The organism is Sutcliffiella horikoshii (genome assembly GCF_044809035.1).
Classification (GTDB): Bacteria; Bacillota; Bacilli; order Bacillales; family Bacillaceae_I; genus Sutcliffiella_A; species Sutcliffiella_A horikoshii_G.
Genome location: NZ_CP085237.1, coordinates 2,424,903 through 2,441,842, shown reverse-complemented (window position 1 = coordinate 2,441,842; position 16,940 = coordinate 2,424,903). Strand labels below are relative to the sequence as shown.

Here is a 16,940-nt window from a genome sequence, read left to right as displayed (position 1 = left end):
CCCCCCTCGAAACAGGGGGTTTTTCTATTTAAACATGGGAAAAATAAAATTACATATTTTTTTCACATGGTGTCTATGGTACCTTTTATATATGTTGAAGAGATGTAATGAGGTGGAATTAGATGAAACAGCGATTTGTCGTTCTTGACTTGGAAACGACAGGGAATACTCCCAAGAAAAATGACAAAATAATACAAGTTGGCGCTGTTTTAATAGAAGATGGAGAAATAGTCGAGCGCTTTGCAAGCTTTGTGAACCCTCAATGTACCATCCCGCCTTTTATTGAACAACTAACCAATATCAATCAGGAAATGGTTGATCGCGCACCAACCTTCGCACAAATAGCTCCTATGCTGTGTGAAATGCTAAGAGGCTCGTCATTAGTTGCACACAATGTGCCATTTGACCTCTCTTTTTTGCAGCATGAGCTAAAAGCAAGCGGTCACCCGACATTTTCCGGAAATACATTTGATACGGTGGAATTGGCCAGGATCTTACTACCTACACAAAAAAGCTATAAATTAACGGATTTATCCATTTTTTATAAACTAAATCATGACAATCCACATAGAGCAGATAGTGACGCAGAAGCCACAGCAATTGTATTCCTAAAGCTTCTGGAGAAGATACAAAAGCTTCCTTCCATAACAATCCGACAATTACATACATTTTTACATTCCATGAAGAGTGATATACATCTCTTATTTCAAGAAAAAGGTGTGTCGGCTTCTCTTAGTCATGTCCTATACGATGAAAAGCTTGCTATTAGAAAAGTCTCACAACAACCTATAGAAGAGCAAGCAATAACGAAAAGTAATTTACTAACAAAGGTGAAGGGTCAGCTAAATCTTTTTGACAAAGATTTGTCTGCCTTATTAGATGCTCGGCAACACGGTTTATTGGAAATTCCGCCATCTTATAAATTACACACTTTTGGAGCGCTGTTGTTTGCTCTGGTGAATAATAAAAAAGTGGTTATCAGTGCTACCACGCTAGAAACGAAAAACGCGCTTGAAAAACAAGTTTCATCCCTAAGTAATAAAGCGGCATTTCTCCTTTCAGAAATAAAAGGGAAGTATTATTATCTAAGCTTGGCGAGGTTTGTGACAGTGCTAGCAGAAAATGATGATAACTATGATGCTGTATTAACAAAGGCGCAAATTCTGGTTTGGTTGACGGAAACGGAAACTGGAGATATGCAAGAGCTTTCTCTATCCTCCGGCGGAAGACTGCTTTGGGATTCCATAAATTGTTCTTACGGTGTATCAATAAATGAGTCAGAAGAGGAACTTTGTTTTTATGTAAGAGCAAAGAACAGAGTGGAAAATGCGTCTATTGTCTTCACCAATCACATGTTCCTTGCGAAAGAAATCTGGAAGCCCGAAGCATTTATGCAGATTGAGCATTTTCTTGTGGAAGATGCCAGTGCCTTTCATCAAAGCGTAAGTAGGTTTCTTGGTAAGGAAATCAGTTATTTAGATCTATATTTTGCATTGTCAAGGTTAAAAGAAACCCCTGTTGTTCAACAGGCAAAAGAAGAACTGGACGAGGCCTTTCGATTGATAAGAAGTTACTGCCTTTTGAGAACAAAGACGGGGCAATCAAGAGTCATATACAGATATGATGTGTTGAAGGAAAAGTCACCAGGATGGTATGCTGTTTTAGAAGCTGCGCAAAGACTGTATATGAAGTTGACAGAAGTCCTTTTATCAATGGAGAAAGAGGCAGAGGCTACTGCATTGAAGCAAATGAGAGACACGTTTAATGCCCTACTTTTCAGTGATGACCATCAAAGTCTAAATTGGTTTGATGTACATATAAAAGGGGCAAGGAACTCGGTTACTATCCATGAACAACCGCTTGATGTTTCCCATAATCTTGCTGAAAAGTTTTATCAGCAAAAAAGCAGTGTGCTTTTTATATCTCCGGCCCTTAGTGTGGACAATAATTTTGACTACATGCTAGAGGAGTTAGGACTGACAGATTTCTACCCTAAAACTATATCTGTTGAAAATGCGGGAACTGACTATCCAGGCGTATTTATTCCGACAGACATGCCAGCAATTACAAGAGGAAAAAATGAAGCATTCAACGAAATTGCTGCCATGCAGCTATTGGAGCTTTTAGAAGATAGGGGCGGGAGAATCCTTGTGACCTTTTCTTCCCTTGAGATGTTGAGTTCAGTTTACCAGGCAATTAAATCACTGCCAAATGCATTTGAAACAGTAGTGGTAAGTCAAAGTAGCATGTCAGGAGGCAAGCAAAAAATACTTAAAGCTGCTGCTAATTTTGAAAAGGCCATTTTATTAGTTACGAATGGTTTTCTTGAAGAGATTAATCTTCAAGGCGAGAAAATTGACACACTTGTTGTCATGCGACTACCGTTTAAGTCGATGGATGAACCAGTTATGGCTGCAAAAATCTCCACCATAGAGAGCCAAGGGCGCAATTCCTTTGCCGATGTTTCATTGCCGATAGCAGTTCTAAGATTTAAGACGATGATAAGTCAATTCTTAGAAGCAGAAGGTCCAAAAGAAATATTCATCTTTGATAAGCGAGTAGTGGAAAAAAGATATGGCAACTCCTTTCTGGCAGCCATACCTAACGCCATTATAAAAAAAGACTCCTTCTTCTCCATCATTAATAGTATGGATTAGACTTAAAGCAGAAGATTGGAGCAAAAGGCGAAGACTCCTGCGGGGGAGTAGCGACAATGTTGAGACCCTGCAGGCGGAGCCGAGGAGGCTCAAGGTCGCCCCGCGGAAAGCGAAGCCATTTGCGGAAATCATCTGCGGTGTTAACGTAATTTTCAATAAAAAAGGGGTGAATCTTCCATTTATAGAAAGATTCACCCATCAAGTTGGTGTGGGATAGGACAAATTTTATACTTTCACGTACATCAATGTACTTAACTGAATAGAAACTGTTATAATGTGTTTGAACACTATAGGTGATTCAGTACTTATATTCTAACCGACAACACAGGTCAGTATAAGTAACAAAAATTGTTTAAACGCAGGAGGATTTTGGGATGGAAAGTAAAATAGAGGTCTTATCAACCGTAACTGTAGAAAATTCATCTGATTTATATAAAATCGTGGATACATTAAACAGAACATTAAAAAGAGAAAACCTGATGTTCGGTTTGGCTCTAGACCAAGAAGATAAAGAAAAAGCAGTGTTTACAATATATCGTACATAAAGAAGTGATGAAATGAAAAAATGGATTATTTTAAGTGTCAGTATGATTGTAATTATTATTTTGTGGCAATGTATCTCTATATACCAAACAGCCATGTCTCCTGTTAAAGATCAGATTGAAAAAGGAGTGGCATTAGCCCAAAAAGGTGCCGAGCTGCAAACGGTGGAAGAAGTAGCGGCATATAATGGAACAAACTCCTATGTCATTGTACAAGGAACGGATAGCGAAAAAGAAGAACTAGTAGTGTGGGTCAAAGAAAGCAAGGAAATTGTTCATACAATGAAGATGGAAGATGGGATTCCTAAAGAAGAGGTTTTAAACTATCTTCAAACGGACAGACAACCTAAAGAAATCATCTCCATTACTCTTGCAATGGAAAAAAACACGCCATTGTGGGAAATTAAATTTAAAGACAGTAATGATCAATATAATCTTTATTACATTAAGTTTGAAAATGGAGAATACTTTCAACGAATAATCTTTTAATGGTAGCGGGAGGAAGTAAAGATGAAATTAGCCAAAAGGGTATCAACGTTAACACCATCTACAACATTAGAAATAACGGCAAAAGCGAAGGAACTTAAAGACGCCGGACATGATGTCATCGGTTTAGGAGCAGGCGAGCCTGATTTCAATACACCAGCCCATATTATGGATGCAGCAAAAGAAGCAATGGATAAAGGATTTACTAAATACACTCCTTCAGGCGGACTTCCTGCATTAAAGAAGGAAATCATCAACAAACTTGAGCGTGATCAGGAATTAACGTACAAACCGTCTGAAATAATTGTCTGCATTGGTGCTAAGCATGCATTATATACACTTTTCCAAGTTATCCTTGATGAAGGGGACGAAGTAATTATTCCGACTCCTTATTGGGTAAGTTACCCAGAACAGGTGAAGCTTGCTGAAGGTGTACCTGTCTATGTAGAAGGCAAGGAAGAAAATCAATTTAAAATTACTGCTGAGCAACTCAAAGCCACGATCACACCAAAAACCAAAGCAGTAGTTTTAAACTCGCCAAGTAACCCGACAGGTATGGTTTATAGCATGCAAGAACTTGAAGAGCTCGGGAAAGTTTGTCTAGAACATGATATTCTTATTGTGTCGGATGAAATTTACGAAAAACTGCTTTACGATGGAAACAAGCATATATCCATCGCTCAACTTTCACCAGAACTAAAAGAGCAAACAATCATCATTAATGGTGTATCCAAATCTCATTCTATGACAGGTTGGAGAATCGGGTATGCTGTAGGGAACCAAACAATTATCAGTGCAATGACAAACCTAGCAAGCCATAGTACATCAAACCCTACATCCATTTCTCAATATGCAACCATTGCTGCATATCAAGGACCGCAGGATGATGTAGAAGTAATGCGACAAGCTTTTGAGGAGAGACTGAACATCATTTTTGAAAAACTGAATCAAATCCCTGGTTTCCACTGCCTCAAGCCACAGGGTGCTTTCTATCTCTTCCCTAAAGCTATTGAAGCTGCAAAAATGGCTGGCTTTAATGATGTAGACAGTTTTGTAAAAGCGTTGCTAGAAGAAGAAAAAGTGGCACTTGTTCCTGGCTCTGGGTTTGGAGCGGATGACTATGTCCGACTTTCCTACGCAACAAGTCTTGACTTATTGGAAAGTGCTGTAGAGCGGATTGCAAACTATATGGCAAAAGTGGCGGCTAAGTAATATTACTTAGCCTTTCTTTTATGTAGATTGTATGGAAAATTGTTTGCGTACCATATTACAGGCTTGTATAATAGAGGGTATGTACATAAATGTGTAAATTTCATTGTTAGAACAATGCTGGAGGGAATAAAGTAGTGAAAACAACAATATCTGAAGTACATAAACATGTTGGAGAAGAAGTAACCATTGGTGCTTGGATTGCCAACAAAAGATCAAGTGGGAAAATTGCATTCCTACAATTACGAGACGGTTCTGGATTTATTCAGGGAGTAGTCGTAAAAGCGGAAGTGGATGAAGCTGTATTCCAAGCAGCAAAATCTGTAACGCAAGAAACGTCTGTATATGTAACAGGAATCGTGCGTGAGGACGAAAGATCTCCATTTGGATACGAACTTGGTGTAACAGGAGTAGACGTGATCCATGAAGCAGTGGACTACCCAATCACTCCAAAGAACCATGGAACAGAATTCTTGATGGATAACCGTCATTTATGGCTGCGTTCTAAAAAACAGCATGCCATCATGAAAATTAGAAATGAAGTTATTCGTGCAACATATGAATTCTTTAATGAAAATGGATTTTCAAAAGTAGATCCTCCAATCTTGACTGGAAGTGCTCCTGAAGGCACTTCTGAACTATTTGCAACAAAATACTTTGACGAAGATGCATATCTTTCTCAAAGTGGACAACTATATATGGAAGCAGCTGCAATGGCACTTGGAAAAGTATTCTCGTTTGGACCAACATTCCGGGCAGAAAAATCAAAGACTAGACGTCATTTGATTGAGTTCTGGATGATTGAGCCAGAGATGGCGTTCTATGAGTTCGAAGACAACCTTGTTGTTCAAGAGCAATATGTTTCTTTCATCGTTCAATCTGTTGTGAAAAACTGCAAATTGGAATTGGGAATTCTGGACAGAGATGTTTCCAAACTTGAGAAAATTCAAGCCCCATTCCCACGCATTTCTTATGATGATGCGATTAAATTCTTAAATGAAAAAGGGTTCGATGATATCCAGTGGGGCGATGATTTCGGTGCACCACATGAAACAGCCATTGCTGAAAGCTATGACATGCCTGTTTTCATTACGCACTATCCTGTAGGAATCAAACCATTCTACATGCAGCCTCATCCTGAACGTGACGATGTAGTGCTATGTGCAGACCTCATCGCACCAGAAGGATACGGAGAAATTATTGGTGGATCTGAGCGTATCCATGACTATGATTTATTAAAACAACGCTTAGAAGAGCACAATTTAGAGTCAGATGCTTACAAATGGTACTTAGAGCTTCGCCAGTACGGTTCTGTGCCTCATTCCGGCTTTGGCCTTGGTCTTGAACGTACAGTAGCGTGGATAAGCGGAACAGAGCACGTTCGTGAAGCAATTCCATTCCCAAGATTATTAAACCGTTTATACCCATAACAATAACGAGGGTCACCCGCTATGGAGACGGGTGGCTGTTTTTATGATTTCATTTCGTAAGAAAAATCTCATCTCAAGACCTTAGTTGCGTCAAATAAGGATGGGACAGGTCTTGAGAAGGTGTATGAAGACCTCAGTTGCGTCAACGAAGGGTGAGAGAGGTCTTGAGAAGGTGTATGAAGACCTCAGTTGCGTCAACGAAGGGTGAGAGAGGTCTTGAGAAGGGTGTATGAAGACCTCAGTTGCGTCAAATAAGGATGAGAGAGGTCTTGAAAAGGTATAAAGACCTCAGTTGTTTCAATCAATAGTAAGTGAGGTCTTCATTATCTGGTAAATCTAAAGCTTCACCTACAGTGGGTGAAGCTTTTAATAATGATCATCATATTGAAATATATTACCTATGAAGAAACAATAGAAATTTGTTATACTTATCGGAGAGGTGTCTCAGATGAAAAAAGAGCAATTTATTCAATTCATGGAAGAGGGCAACTTGTCCGTTCCAAAATATTTGTTAAATAACTATGTAAACCTTGGGTTAAATGAAAAAGAGTTTTTACTACTTCTACATGTACATTCATTCGTAGAAAGCGGCATAATTTTTCCAACCCCTATGGAAATCGCAGATAAGATGACAATTGATCCTACAGAATGCATGGAAATCTTACGTCATCTACTCCAAAAAGGGTATGTGTCCATCAGTGATGAAATGGACGAGTACTCCATCAAATACGAACGATATTCTCTCCAACCCCTATGGGAAAAAATGATCACCTATATGATGGATCAAAACAAACAAGCTTCACAGCAAATGAATCAACAACAAGAAATCAACCTTTATACAGTGTTTGAGCAGGAATTCGGCAGACCTTTATCTCCGTTTGAGTGCGAATCCCTCAATATGTGGATGGACCAGGATCATCATGATCCAACGATTATCAAAGCTGCCTTAAGAGAAGCTGTAATCTCTGGGAAGTTGAATTTTCGTTATATAGACAGGATTCTTTTTGAATGGAAAAAGAATGGCATCAAAACCATTAATCAGGCTAATGAATACGGAAAACAGTTCCGTAAAAATCACCAAAAAGCAACTTCCTTACCACCAAAAAAATCAAGCAATTCCACTGTTCCATTTTATAACTGGCTTGATTAACAAAAGAGGACACGTAATGTGGAATTGCGTGTTCCTTTTTCTAGCAATTACGGAAAGGCAGGACTTATGGGATGTTAAATCTTAAACAAATAAAGGAAGTAGTAGATGTGATGGGGGAGATGTTCCCTGATGCACATTGTGAATTAAATCATAAAAATCCTTTCGAGCTGGTAATCGCGGTTGCGTTGTCCGCTCAATGTACAGATGCTCTTGTTAATAAAGTAACGAAGAACTTATTTCAAAAATATCAAAAGCCAGAAGATTATCTCGCTGTTACACTAGAAGAATTGCAACAAGATATTCGATCGATTGGCTTGTTTCGAAACAAAGCAAAAAATATTAGGAGTTTGTGTCAACTTTTACTTGAGGAATACAATGGAGAAGTTCCAAAAGAAAGAGATGAACTCGTTAAATTACCAGGTGTAGGCCGAAAAACAGCAAATGTGGTTGTATCCGTTGCATTTGGTGTTCCAGCAATTGCAGTCGATACACATGTAGAAAGAGTCAGTAAGCGTTTAGGTATTTGTAAGTGGAAAGACAGCGTACTTGAAGTAGAAAAGACTTTAATGAGAAAAATACCGATAGAAGAGTGGTCTGCTACCCACCATCGACTAATTTTCTTTGGAAGATATCATTGCAAAGCTCAGAATCCTCAATGTGAAAGCTGTCCTTTACTTGAGATGTGCAGGGAAGGTAAGAAGAGAATGAAGAAGAAGGTGGGCTAATGAAAATACCAGAAACATTTATCCATCCTCATTTTTATTCAAATCATGACTCCATTTCGATAAAAGCATACAGATTAAAAGATATCATTGAGATACCATTCAAGTATGATATTGCATACTATCAGGGAGCAGCGCCACATCAATTGCCTTGGGAACAGACAAGCGATACTATTCCACTTATACTTGCAAGTTGGAAAGAGAAAGAGACTATTTTAAACTCGCTTCATGAAGACAGAAATCGAAAGGAAGCAAGGAAACAAATAATTCCTTGCATTGCTTGGTTTTTACAACTATTATTCTGGATGAATGAACAGCCAGTAAGAAGTTTGACTGATTGGAATAGAGATGCGGTCTACTTAAAATGGAAGCCGGTAAATGTAGAGGAGAGGTTGGAATTTGTTTTTAAGAAACCGGGGCTATATCATGCCTTTATTCAGCTTCAACAGCTGTTCACGGAAAGCGCCAAGCTGTTTTATAAAATGAAGGCTTTAGAGAAGAAATAACAGAAAAAAGGGCTACCGATGAAGGTAGCCCTTTTTTGTATTAATCGTCGTCTTCTGAATCATTGCGTTGCCCATTTCGGTTTGTGTTGCTTAGTGTATTTGCGTCATCAGACTCTTCACCGTCGCCCGGAGGTCCTTGGCCATCGCCCGGAGGTTCTTCGCCATCACCTGGTGGTTCTTCACCGTCAGCAGGAGGTTCTTCGCCATCACCTGGAGGCTCTTCACCGTCGCCCGGAGGCTCTTCGCCGTCAGCAGGAGGCTCTTCGCCATCACCTGGCGGGTTTGGGATCTCTGGTATGATACTTTCATCATCCTCTTCGACTGCTTCAGGAATTGTTATAGACTGTGATGCTGCATCGCTTCTATTCTCGGTGTTTTCATCTTGAACAGCTATAATTTCAAAGGTAAAAGTAGCACCAGGATCTGGTGATTCCACAACCAAACCAAGATCTTTCGTTTCAGTCAGAGGTTGAGGAGAACCTTCATTAACAGCTACATTAATAGTGAATGTGACACCTTCTAATCGTTCTTCAGGATATTTCCAATTCAGATTAATGACATTTGCTTCTTCGTCGTACTTCGCAGTAAATCCAGATGGAGCCGGAAGCTTATCATATTCTTTGGAAACCTCTGTTGGTTCTGTTCCTTTAACAAAATACTCATTCGTAACCTGATCAGATGGCGTGAATTCACTTGCCTTGAGAGGAGGGTTTGATCCTTTCTCTATTGGAACACGCACAACACTGTTTGGTACAGGGAAGTCTGCTTTGTCTTCATTTGTAGTGGATATATTTTCCATTAATTGTTTGAAAATAATTCTGGATAAATACTGGTCTTGATTCGACCCGTCTATTGGTCGTAAATAGTTATCTGTGCCTGTTCGTCTAAAACCGGTCCAAACTGCCGCGGTATAGGTTGGGGTATATCCAGCAAACCAGGTACTTGGTACACCACCTTCAGGTATTCCAAATTCTGATATGGTACCGTCAGAGAAGTTTGTGGTTCCTGACTTACCCGCAATATTCAATCCAGGTACATTTGCTGCTGTGGCTAACCCGCTGCGTACAGATGTTTTAAGCATATCTGTAATCATGAATGCAGTTGAATCCTTCATGACTACTTCTGACTCTTTGTTAAGGTTAACACTAGTACCGTCTTGGAAGACAACTTTTGTTACGGCAAATGGTTCGGTATATACTCCGCCGCTACCAAATGAACTGTAAGCACCAGCCATTTGAAGAGGGGAGATTCCATTGGTAAATCCACCAATTGCATAAGCTTCATTAATTTCTTCTTCAAGTGGTATACCTAACTTTACAGCAAAGTCTCGTGCTCTATCCAACCCGACTTCTTGAAGAGCTTTTAATGCAGGAATGTTACGAGAATCTGCTAGATGCTGTCTCATGCTTAATGAACCCTTATGCTTGTTGTCCCAGTTATTAATTTCCGTTCCAGAAGAATAACTGTAAGGTTCATCCTTTATTTGATGATAGGTGGACCAATCCAAGTATTCAATAGCAGGTGCATAATCAAGGATTGGCTTAATAGCAGAAGCTGGTTGAACCCTAATGTCTGTTGCATAATTGGTACCAGTCTTCATGTGATTTCTACCACCGCCAATGGCGCGAATTTCACCGCTTTGGGTATCAATTAAAGCAATACCTGCTTGATAATCTTCATTTTCCAGATGCGGAATGCCACTTTCATCGGAGAGAATATATTCCACTTGTTCTTGTGCATTTACATCAAGGGTAGTATAAATCTCTAAGCCATCTGCTTGAGGGTCTACATCACCCAATTGGTTTGAAATTTCTTCAATCACGCGGTCAATAAAGGCGTTATATTTATTAGAGTAATTCGTCTTTTCCACATCATCTGTCAAAGTGGAGTCTACTGGAGTTGCTCTTGCTTCATCCGCTTCCTCCTGTGTTATCTTTCCGTGTTTCACCATAAGAGTTAATACGATGTTCCGGCGTTGTTCAGCATTTTCCGGATTTGTGACAGGGTTATAATTGTTTGGACTTTGTGGGAGTCCTGCAAGCATGGCTGCTTCATGCAGTTCTAACTCGTCAAGGGATTTTCCATAATAGTTTTTCGCAGCATTGGAAATTCCATATGCATAATTTGAAAAATAAATGCGATTTAAGTACATTTCTAAAATTTCATCTTTGGTAAAACGGGACTCTAGTTGATAGGCCAAGTAGAATTCCTGCGCTTTTCTCTTTAAAGTTTTATCAGTAGATAAAAATGATAATTTCACTAGCTGTTGTGTAATGGTACTACCGCCCTCAGAGCCAAAGCCCCTTGTAACGTTAGCCAATACTGCTCCAGCCAAACGTCGGTAATCGACACCATTATGCTCGTAAAAGCGAACATCTTCTGTTGCCAAGAAGGCATCTTTTACAAGATCAGGAATATCTTCAGAATCAACATACTCCCTGGCTTCGTGCCCGCCTATTTCAGCAGCCAACTCTCCGTCCATCCCATAAACCTTGGAGGGGACAGGTACTTTAAGTAGGGTCTCATCCAACGGTGGAGTGCTTTGAACATAATAAGCAAAAGTTCCAATACCAGTTACTAATCCTACAATTCCTATGATAAGTGCAGATAAAAATATTTTCTTGAAAATACCCTTCTTCGGTCCTTTCCTTTTTGTGCCGGAATTGGCACTGCGTTCTTCTTCCATTGCTTTTCGTCTTTGTTCTCTTGATTGATACTTTTCAGTCATGTTTCAGACCTGCCTTTCTTCACACATACAGTAATTCCGGAGCTGTTAAAAATACATGTCTATTATTTTGATGTAATCGATTCTTGGCTGATAACCTTGAGGGATTAAGTAGCCTTCACGCTCGACCTCTTGTTTTGTGATAGACTTCCTTTCACCGGATTCTTTCCTATCCCAATAAAGAAATAATTTATCAGCCGGCAACAAATACACTTCATTAAAAAGACGGAACATTAATATGACGAAACAGATTCCATTTTGTTTCACCACTTGCCGCATATGTTGAATTTGATGCTCATGAAAGTTTTGTAGAGGGAAGGAAGTTTTATTTTTTGTTTCCTTTGCCTCAAAATCAATATATCTTCCTTTGTATACTCCGTTAAAGTCTGTAGTAGAAGCTTGCTTGAAGTATGCTTCTTTAATTACTGCTGCACTCCTTTTTGGGTAGTGGACATCGACTATTTGGATTGGTGTCGGCTTTTTATGGACAACAGCAATTCCTTGGTGGAGGTAATACATATTGGAATCATGGAGATCATCCTCTAAACTCATGCCTCTGTTGCCATACAATGTTGGTCCAGTCTTTTTGGAAGGCGAACTGCTGCTTGCCTGAAATACTTTACCATTTGGGTAACGTATAGTCATAAATTTCCCCCTCTAGACTAAAACTAATCTTATATTAGAAAAAAACGTCATCTTTTTGTAAACTTTGTCACTTTTTGATTGAAAGGAGGAGAATATGTACGTGAAACATGTCACTCTCTATTCGCAAATTCTAGAAAGAAGATATAAATACAAGTACTCCTTTCAAGAAAATAATTTTATCACTACTATTAGAAAAAATACAGCGAAATACAATGTTGACAATATTTCTAGGACAAAAGCATATGCAACTTATTATGATAGAAACAAAGAAATCCGCTGGGCATTTTTGGCAAGCATGGTATCGCGAAATGCGGGATGGAATATGACGGATCTGGAAGGTAGATGGTTCAAGCTCGCTTTAGAATGGCAGAAGAGATATCCCATTTTTCTTACTTATGAATTAGCAAACTCCATGATCTTTACCGATGCCTATCCACAATTACTACTATATGAGTTGTCCGTGAAATATAACAAACCACTCTTTCATTTATTAAAAGCGTTTCATGTTTCCTGCTTTATGGAAGCGGAGTGGGAGTATTTTTGGGAGAAAAGGGATATCGGAAGGTTGATGACTTCCCTCATTATTAATGAACAAAATCTTATACAAGAACCGGTACTACATAATAAAAAATTAAAAAGAAAAGTCTTTGGAACAAGTGTATACACCTTTCAAGATCTTGGACATTTCAGTTGTGTCATTTTTCCAACAGTTGAAGGAAAATTGTATGGATATTCGGTACATGGTTTTCAAAAACTTCATAATAGAATCGAATTGGGCAAGAAGTTGGCCAATCTTCTATTTAATGATGATTTTCAATATTCATTTGTTCATTTTTCTCAAAAAACTGAACATACGGGGTCACGATTTGATTATGAACAGTATGTAAAAAAGAATTTATTTCGAGAAACACCATTTCTTCGGTCTGTTTATCCAGTCATTCCTCGCCAACCATTTCTTCAAGATGATTGGGTTTTTAAAAAGGCAAGACATTTATCTCGGTGGAGAGAAGAGGTGTCTATCCTCGATAGGGAAAAAATAGATCTTACAAAATGGTTTATTCACAAACAACATCAATTGCATAGCCTAATCGCTTTAAAGAAGTGGTTATAGAAAACCATACAAAAACAGCTCCGATGCAGAGCTGTTTTTGTATGGAATGATATCAGGTGGATGGGCGGTTTGGCCCTTTTAACTTTTTATCTTCCTGTCCTGGTGCGCTTTCTACTTGATTTTTGTGTTGTTGTTGTTGTTGATTCTTCTTTTGTTTGGACATGGTTTGACCTCCTAAGACATTATTTTTTACCGTCTTATTTTTTACAAAGAGGCAATCAATCATGCGAAAAATGGGTGGTCTTTTGCAAATAAACACTTTCTTTGACGAAATGCTTCTAGTTTTGTCGCACAGGAAGGGAGTAGAGGATGGACGCAGAAACTATTAACTAACAAAGTAAAGTATGGAGGGGATTTGTATGTCCAATGTAGTTGTTTCTAGAAATGAGATTGCGGACTTGTTCAATGAAATGATGCTTCAAATGGATGTTTTAGAAGAGACAATGTCAAATTCACTTAAAATAGAACGTGAGGAAATGGAAGAAGTCATGAAGCATCAAATTAAACGGCTGCATGTCACACTAGATGAAGTGGAAAAAGTGATGGGGGAGCAGCGGTTGCTGAAAATTCATTCTCCAAAACCGATTGATTTTAGGCAGAGTGCTTACTCTGTATAAAAAGTTATGGTAATGTATTGCTAGAGGTGAAGCAAAATGTCTGGCAATACAAATGTAAGGGAATTAACTGAAGATATATTGATGGAACTGGACAGAATGGAAGAGAATTTTATTAAAGCAAAAGCTAATCAGCAAGAACCTGATTTTTTTCAAACAGTAAAGCCGTATGCTGATCAAGTATTTGAGACTGTCGGCCTATGGGAGAATACGGTAAAAAACTGGATTCTATCTGAAAAACCCAAGTATATTCACGTCCAACAAATAGATAGCACGGTTGAAAATATAAATATGGTTGCCGTTCAATGCTTTTATCCGGATACCCGTGAAAAGCGTTTTAAAGGTATGATACAATCCATTCGATATGTATTAAACGATACCATCTCAAAAAATTTATAGGACTTTCAGAAAAAGCCTGATCACGTAGACCAGGCTTTTACTTTTTAACGGTCTTTTACTGCTTTGTTTGTCACAGGTCGTTCCTCAGCTGTAGCCACTGGCTCAATGGCATATTCAACTTTTTCGAACACCTTTTTTTCAGCTGGCTTTGCACCAATTGTAGGTTCGTGGCCTTTATTCTTATGGTTAAAGTTTTTTCCGCGACTCATATAAATCCCTCCTTTATATCCTTCTTAGCTTTCCACGTAATCGCTCTTCTCATTACGCAATATTATTTTGTAGTCCTGGTACAAAAAAGAGACCCATTCAGGTCTCCTATGCTAATGCTTATTATGTTACTTCTAAAATGTCTTCAAACGTATTTGGCGGTACAGCACCTTTTGACTCGAGCTCCCGAATGAGATTGCGGAATTGCCCAATGGTTAGTTCTCCCCTTAGATATAATTGTCTGGAAAAATCCATCAACTCATTTTGCTCCATCGGTTCATAGGTTTTACAACTGATAAATTTATGACGCAACTCTTCAAGTACCAATCCAATCCCCCCTTTTGAAGTTAAATCCATCATAGCATGCAAAATAAATTTTTCTTGTTTTTGAAAAAATGAAACTTCCGACAAATTAGGACAAAATCAGAGCGTGTTTACTAGTTATTAAACCCTTTAGCCGTTGGATGTTATAGGCACCTTTCCCGGTTTTCATCATACGTTATATATAGCTAGAAAAGAGGAGGGATTTGAATGTTTAGGAGAATGTACGCTAGACCTAGACATTTATCACATAATAGGAATATGAATATGTTAAGTCAGCTTCCTTTTTTAAATAATTTATTGCCTAATGCTGGCGGTGGATCTATGATGCAAAGTATGTTTCCACAGCAGGTTATGAACGGAGGCTGGATGAACCAACAAGGAATGCTACCGGACTACATGAATGCAATGCCGTTTGCAGTAAGTGGTGTGCAAAATTCAGGTTTTCCTTTTAACATGATGAATAACATGAGTCAAAATGGGTTCCCGCAGCAGATGCCGATGGGCGGTATGGGGCAGAATGGGTTTGCCCAAAGCATGCCGTTTAACGGATTGGGACAGAACGGATATCCTCAAGGTATACCACAACAAGGTGGGGGGCAGGCGGGTAATTTTATGCCAAACCAAATGAGTATGCCATTCATGAATCCATATCCTACCCAAGGCCAAACAGCAAAGCCACAAACATCCCAAGTGAACTCCTTTATGAATCAATTCAAAGGACAGGACGGGAATGTTGATATGAAAAAAATGATGGATACAGCGGGTCAAATGATGAATACGGTTAACCAGTTAAACAATATGTTTAAAGGGATTACAGCCACATTTAAAGCATAATTATAGATGCCTTCATTTGAGGGCATTTTTTTGGGTTGATCTCATGTTATATGTAAAGCCATATGCTCTTCATCTAAATAAAAGCCGTCTACATACAAAGCCTCTTTTTCATATCCAAATACCGCAAATCCGTAGCTTTCATACAATTTCTTTGCAGAGTTATTAGTTGCAGCAACCGTTAATTGGATTTTTTTTAATCCAGGGATGCTTTTAGCTGAAGTTAAAGTATGTTCGAGCATCTGTTTGCTATACCCTTTTCCTCTATATTCTTCTGTGATGTATACACCCCATATGAACCCTTTGTGTTTAAATTTTATTTTTTTCTCTCGCTGGAAACCGACCATTCCGACAAGGATATCTTCATCGAACAGGCCGTATATAAAGGAATCTTGATTTTCGGGGATGCGATCTTTTATTTCTTCTAATGACCGATTATGTTCTTCCTCAAAACTTGAAGCGAAGGAAATGGGTTCTTTTAGTAACGACTCGAGGCGCAGTCTTTTGTATTGAGCTGCGTCACCCTTATTTATGATGCGAATCTTCACTCTCATCCCTCCTAAAACTTAGAAAAAGGAGAGAGAAGATTCTCTCCTGATTTATTTATGATAATCGCCTTTTGGTTCTTGTTCAAAGAAGTAGTTGTCCATTTTTTCTTCTTCCTGGTGGTTAAGGGAGGAGCTATAATAGGGATTTTCTTCTTTTTGTTCGTTATCTAGGTTGGTTTTTATTACAAGTGATGGCGAAGTGGATGGGCTGGCATACACTTTTTTATAGTTTTTGCTCATCTTTTACACCTCCTAATGGTTATCTTGTGTGCTAGAGGAGAATTTATGTAGGAATGTATCTGGACTTTTATTACCAATCATAAATCTGATGATTCCATCCAAGCTATTAAGGCAGGGAATTTTATTTTTGGAGGCGTTATGATGACGAATAGAAATGATAATCGAGAGCGTAAGAATAAATATCCTAACAACCAGCATCAGCAAGAGGTGTCTAAGGAGTTGGCAAGCATTCAGATGGATTCTACTCCTGAAGAGAATGCAAAGTACGGATCAAAATCACATAAAAACTAAAGCAAAAGCAGTCACTCTCAGTGGTGACTGCTTTTGGTGTTAGGAGAAATAGATACTTCTAATATAACGGTTGATTTCCGTTCCAGGCGCTTTGCTTGCCTGCGGGCGGTCCGTGAGCCTCCTCAGGCTTCGCCTTGCGGGGTCTCACCTGTCCCTTCCTCCCGCTGGCGTCTGCGCGCCTTCCACTCCAATCAAGAAGATGATTTCATTCACCTAAGGATTTATCAAAGGCGCCTAAACGAAATAACTGAAAATGAGGTAGCCTTTCGTTCAAGTTCAAGTAACTTCTAGCTGTGGATTGGA

19 protein-coding genes are annotated in these 16,940 nt (G+C 38.9%); 13 read left to right on the top strand and 6 right to left on the bottom strand.

Going from position 1 to position 16,940, the window contains the following annotated elements:
- The first annotated feature begins 122 nt into the window (after positions 1-122).
- From LG307_RS12670 to LG307_RS12635, 8 genes are all read left to right on the top strand, one after another.
- Entirely contained in the window at positions 123-2,657 is a 2,535-nt protein-coding gene (locus tag LG307_RS12670; protein WP_404442415.1) for an exonuclease domain-containing protein, read from the top strand.
- Between the two features lie 374 nt (positions 2,658-3,031).
- On the top strand, positions 3,032-3,202 hold the full coding sequence (locus LG307_RS12665) for a YpmA family protein (protein ID WP_010193715.1): 171 nt from the start codon (positions 3,032-3,034) through the stop codon (positions 3,200-3,202).
- Between the two features lie 12 nt (positions 3,203-3,214).
- Complete coding sequence (locus LG307_RS12660) at positions 3,215-3,688, top strand: DUF5590 domain-containing protein (protein WP_404442412.1); 474 nt, start codon at positions 3,215-3,217, stop codon at positions 3,686-3,688.
- A gap of 21 nt (positions 3,689-3,709) precedes the next feature.
- Positions 3,710-4,897, top strand: a complete 1,188-nt coding sequence (locus LG307_RS12655; protein WP_404442409.1) for a pyridoxal phosphate-dependent aminotransferase — start codon at positions 3,710-3,712, stop codon at positions 4,895-4,897.
- A 134-nt stretch (positions 4,898-5,031) separates the two neighbouring features.
- Positions 5,032-6,324 carry an asparagine--tRNA ligase gene (gene asnS / locus LG307_RS12650; protein ID WP_404442406.1) on the top strand — a complete coding sequence of 431 codons (1,293 nt, stop codon included), beginning with the start codon at positions 5,032-5,034 and terminating at the stop codon, positions 6,322-6,324.
- A gap of 448 nt (positions 6,325-6,772) precedes the next feature.
- The gene (locus LG307_RS12645; protein ID WP_404442403.1) at positions 6,773-7,474 is read left to right on the top strand and encodes a DnaD domain protein; all 702 of its coding nucleotides are present in this window, start codon (positions 6,773-6,775) and stop codon (positions 7,472-7,474) included.
- A gap of 71 nt (positions 7,475-7,545) precedes the next feature.
- Positions 7,546-8,199, top strand: coding sequence for an endonuclease III (nth, locus tag LG307_RS12640; protein WP_404442401.1), 654 nt, complete (start codon positions 7,546-7,548; stop codon positions 8,197-8,199).
- A complete protein-coding gene (locus tag LG307_RS12635) occupies positions 8,199-8,702 on the top strand; it encodes a YpoC family protein (protein WP_404442398.1) in 504 nt (167 codons plus the stop codon). Before nth ends, LG307_RS12635 begins: the two co-directional genes overlap by 1 nt.
- A gap of 40 nt (positions 8,703-8,742) precedes the next feature.
- On the opposite strand, the gene LG307_RS12630 is transcribed toward LG307_RS12635, so the two are convergent.
- Entirely contained in the window at positions 8,743-11,430 is a 2,688-nt protein-coding gene (locus tag LG307_RS12630) for a PBP1A family penicillin-binding protein (RefSeq protein ID WP_404442395.1), read from the bottom strand.
- A 45-nt stretch (positions 11,431-11,475) separates the two neighbouring features.
- Positions 11,476-12,072, bottom strand: a complete 597-nt coding sequence (gene recU, locus LG307_RS12625; protein ID WP_404442392.1) for a Holliday junction resolvase RecU — start codon at positions 12,070-12,072, stop codon at positions 11,476-11,478.
- Between the two features lie 94 nt (positions 12,073-12,166).
- Here recU and LG307_RS12620 point away from each other — a divergent pair, with 94 nt between their 5' ends.
- The 3 genes from LG307_RS12620 to LG307_RS12610 all read left to right on the top strand — a co-directional run bounded on the left by LG307_RS12620 (position 12,167) and on the right by LG307_RS12610 (position 14,196).
- The gene (locus LG307_RS12620; RefSeq protein ID WP_404442389.1) at positions 12,167-13,183 is read left to right on the top strand and encodes a DUF2515 family protein; all 1,017 of its coding nucleotides are present in this window, start codon (positions 12,167-12,169) and stop codon (positions 13,181-13,183) included.
- Positions 13,184-13,542: 359 nt separating this feature from the next.
- On the top strand, positions 13,543-13,800 hold the full coding sequence (locus LG307_RS12615; RefSeq protein WP_404442386.1) for a hypothetical protein: 258 nt from the start codon (positions 13,543-13,545) through the stop codon (positions 13,798-13,800).
- Positions 13,801-13,836: 36 nt separating this feature from the next.
- Entirely contained in the window at positions 13,837-14,196 is a 360-nt protein-coding gene (locus LG307_RS12610) for a YppE family protein (RefSeq protein WP_404442384.1), read from the top strand.
- Positions 14,197-14,240: 44 nt separating this feature from the next.
- Here the strand turns inward: LG307_RS12610 and LG307_RS12605 are convergent, their stop codons facing one another.
- Together LG307_RS12605 and LG307_RS12600 are read right to left on the bottom strand one after the other, a co-directional pair.
- Complete coding sequence (locus tag LG307_RS12605; RefSeq protein ID WP_404442382.1) at positions 14,241-14,405, bottom strand: hypothetical protein; 165 nt, start codon at positions 14,403-14,405, stop codon at positions 14,241-14,243.
- A gap of 121 nt (positions 14,406-14,526) precedes the next feature.
- Positions 14,527-14,730: a YppF family protein gene (locus LG307_RS12600; protein WP_404442380.1), complete on the bottom strand. Its 204-nt coding sequence runs from the start codon at positions 14,728-14,730 to the stop codon at positions 14,527-14,529.
- A gap of 204 nt (positions 14,731-14,934) precedes the next feature.
- Here LG307_RS12600 and LG307_RS12595 point away from each other — a divergent pair, with 204 nt between their 5' ends.
- Positions 14,935-15,561: a YppG family protein gene (locus LG307_RS12595; protein WP_404442377.1), complete on the top strand. Its 627-nt coding sequence runs from the start codon at positions 14,935-14,937 to the stop codon at positions 15,559-15,561.
- A gap of 41 nt (positions 15,562-15,602) precedes the next feature.
- On the opposite strand, the gene LG307_RS12590 is transcribed toward LG307_RS12595, so the two are convergent.
- Complete coding sequence (locus LG307_RS12590) at positions 15,603-16,106, bottom strand: GNAT family N-acetyltransferase (RefSeq protein WP_404442374.1); 504 nt, start codon at positions 16,104-16,106, stop codon at positions 15,603-15,605.
- 51 nt (positions 16,107-16,157) lie between these two features.
- Complete coding sequence (locus tag LG307_RS12585) at positions 16,158-16,346, bottom strand: hypothetical protein (RefSeq protein WP_404442371.1); 189 nt, start codon at positions 16,344-16,346, stop codon at positions 16,158-16,160.
- Between the two features lie 138 nt (positions 16,347-16,484).
- On the opposite strand from LG307_RS12585, the gene LG307_RS12580 reads away from it, so the two are divergent.
- Positions 16,485-16,637 (top strand): hypothetical protein, encoded by a 153-nt coding sequence (locus LG307_RS12580; protein ID WP_169291539.1) that lies wholly within the window; start codon positions 16,485-16,487, stop codon positions 16,635-16,637.
- The last annotated feature ends 303 nt before the right edge of the window (positions 16,638-16,940 follow it).

What these genes read in the sequence shown, in the direction of transcription:
- LG307_RS12670 (WP_404442415.1), top strand. Translation starts at nt 123, where the DNA reads ATGAAACAGCGATTTGTCGTTCTTGACTTGGAAACGACAGGGAATACT.
- LG307_RS12665 (WP_010193715.1), top strand. Translation starts at nt 3,032, where the DNA reads ATGGAAAGTAAAATAGAGGTCTTATCAACCGTAACTGTAGAAAATTCA.
- LG307_RS12660 (WP_404442412.1), top strand. Translation starts at nt 3,215, where the DNA reads ATGAAAAAATGGATTATTTTAAGTGTCAGTATGATTGTAATTATTATT.
- LG307_RS12655 (WP_404442409.1), top strand. Translation starts at nt 3,710, where the DNA reads ATGAAATTAGCCAAAAGGGTATCAACGTTAACACCATCTACAACATTA.
- LG307_RS12645 (WP_404442403.1), top strand. Translation starts at nt 6,773, where the DNA reads ATGAAAAAAGAGCAATTTATTCAATTCATGGAAGAGGGCAACTTGTCC.
- nth (WP_404442401.1), top strand. Translation starts at nt 7,546, where the DNA reads ATGTTAAATCTTAAACAAATAAAGGAAGTAGTAGATGTGATGGGGGAG.
- LG307_RS12635 (WP_404442398.1), top strand. Translation starts at nt 8,199, where the DNA reads ATGAAAATACCAGAAACATTTATCCATCCTCATTTTTATTCAAATCAT.
- LG307_RS12630 (WP_404442395.1), bottom strand. Translation starts at nt 11,430, where the DNA reads ATGACTGAAAAGTATCAATCAAGAGAACAAAGACGAAAAGCAATGGAA.
- recU (WP_404442392.1), bottom strand. Translation starts at nt 12,072, where the DNA reads ATGACTATACGTTACCCAAATGGTAAAGTATTTCAGGCAAGCAGCAGT.
- LG307_RS12620 (WP_404442389.1), top strand. Translation starts at nt 12,167, where the DNA reads ATGTACGTGAAACATGTCACTCTCTATTCGCAAATTCTAGAAAGAAGA.
- LG307_RS12615 (WP_404442386.1), top strand. Translation starts at nt 13,543, where the DNA reads ATGTCCAATGTAGTTGTTTCTAGAAATGAGATTGCGGACTTGTTCAAT.
- LG307_RS12610 (WP_404442384.1), top strand. Translation starts at nt 13,837, where the DNA reads ATGTCTGGCAATACAAATGTAAGGGAATTAACTGAAGATATATTGATG.
- LG307_RS12605 (WP_404442382.1), bottom strand. Translation starts at nt 14,405, where the DNA reads ATGAGTCGCGGAAAAAACTTTAACCATAAGAATAAAGGCCACGAACCT.
- LG307_RS12595 (WP_404442377.1), top strand. Translation starts at nt 14,935, where the DNA reads ATGTTTAGGAGAATGTACGCTAGACCTAGACATTTATCACATAATAGG.
- LG307_RS12585 (WP_404442371.1), bottom strand. Translation starts at nt 16,346, where the DNA reads ATGAGCAAAAACTATAAAAAAGTGTATGCCAGCCCATCCACTTCGCCA.
- LG307_RS12580 (WP_169291539.1), top strand. Translation starts at nt 16,485, where the DNA reads ATGATGACGAATAGAAATGATAATCGAGAGCGTAAGAATAAATATCCT.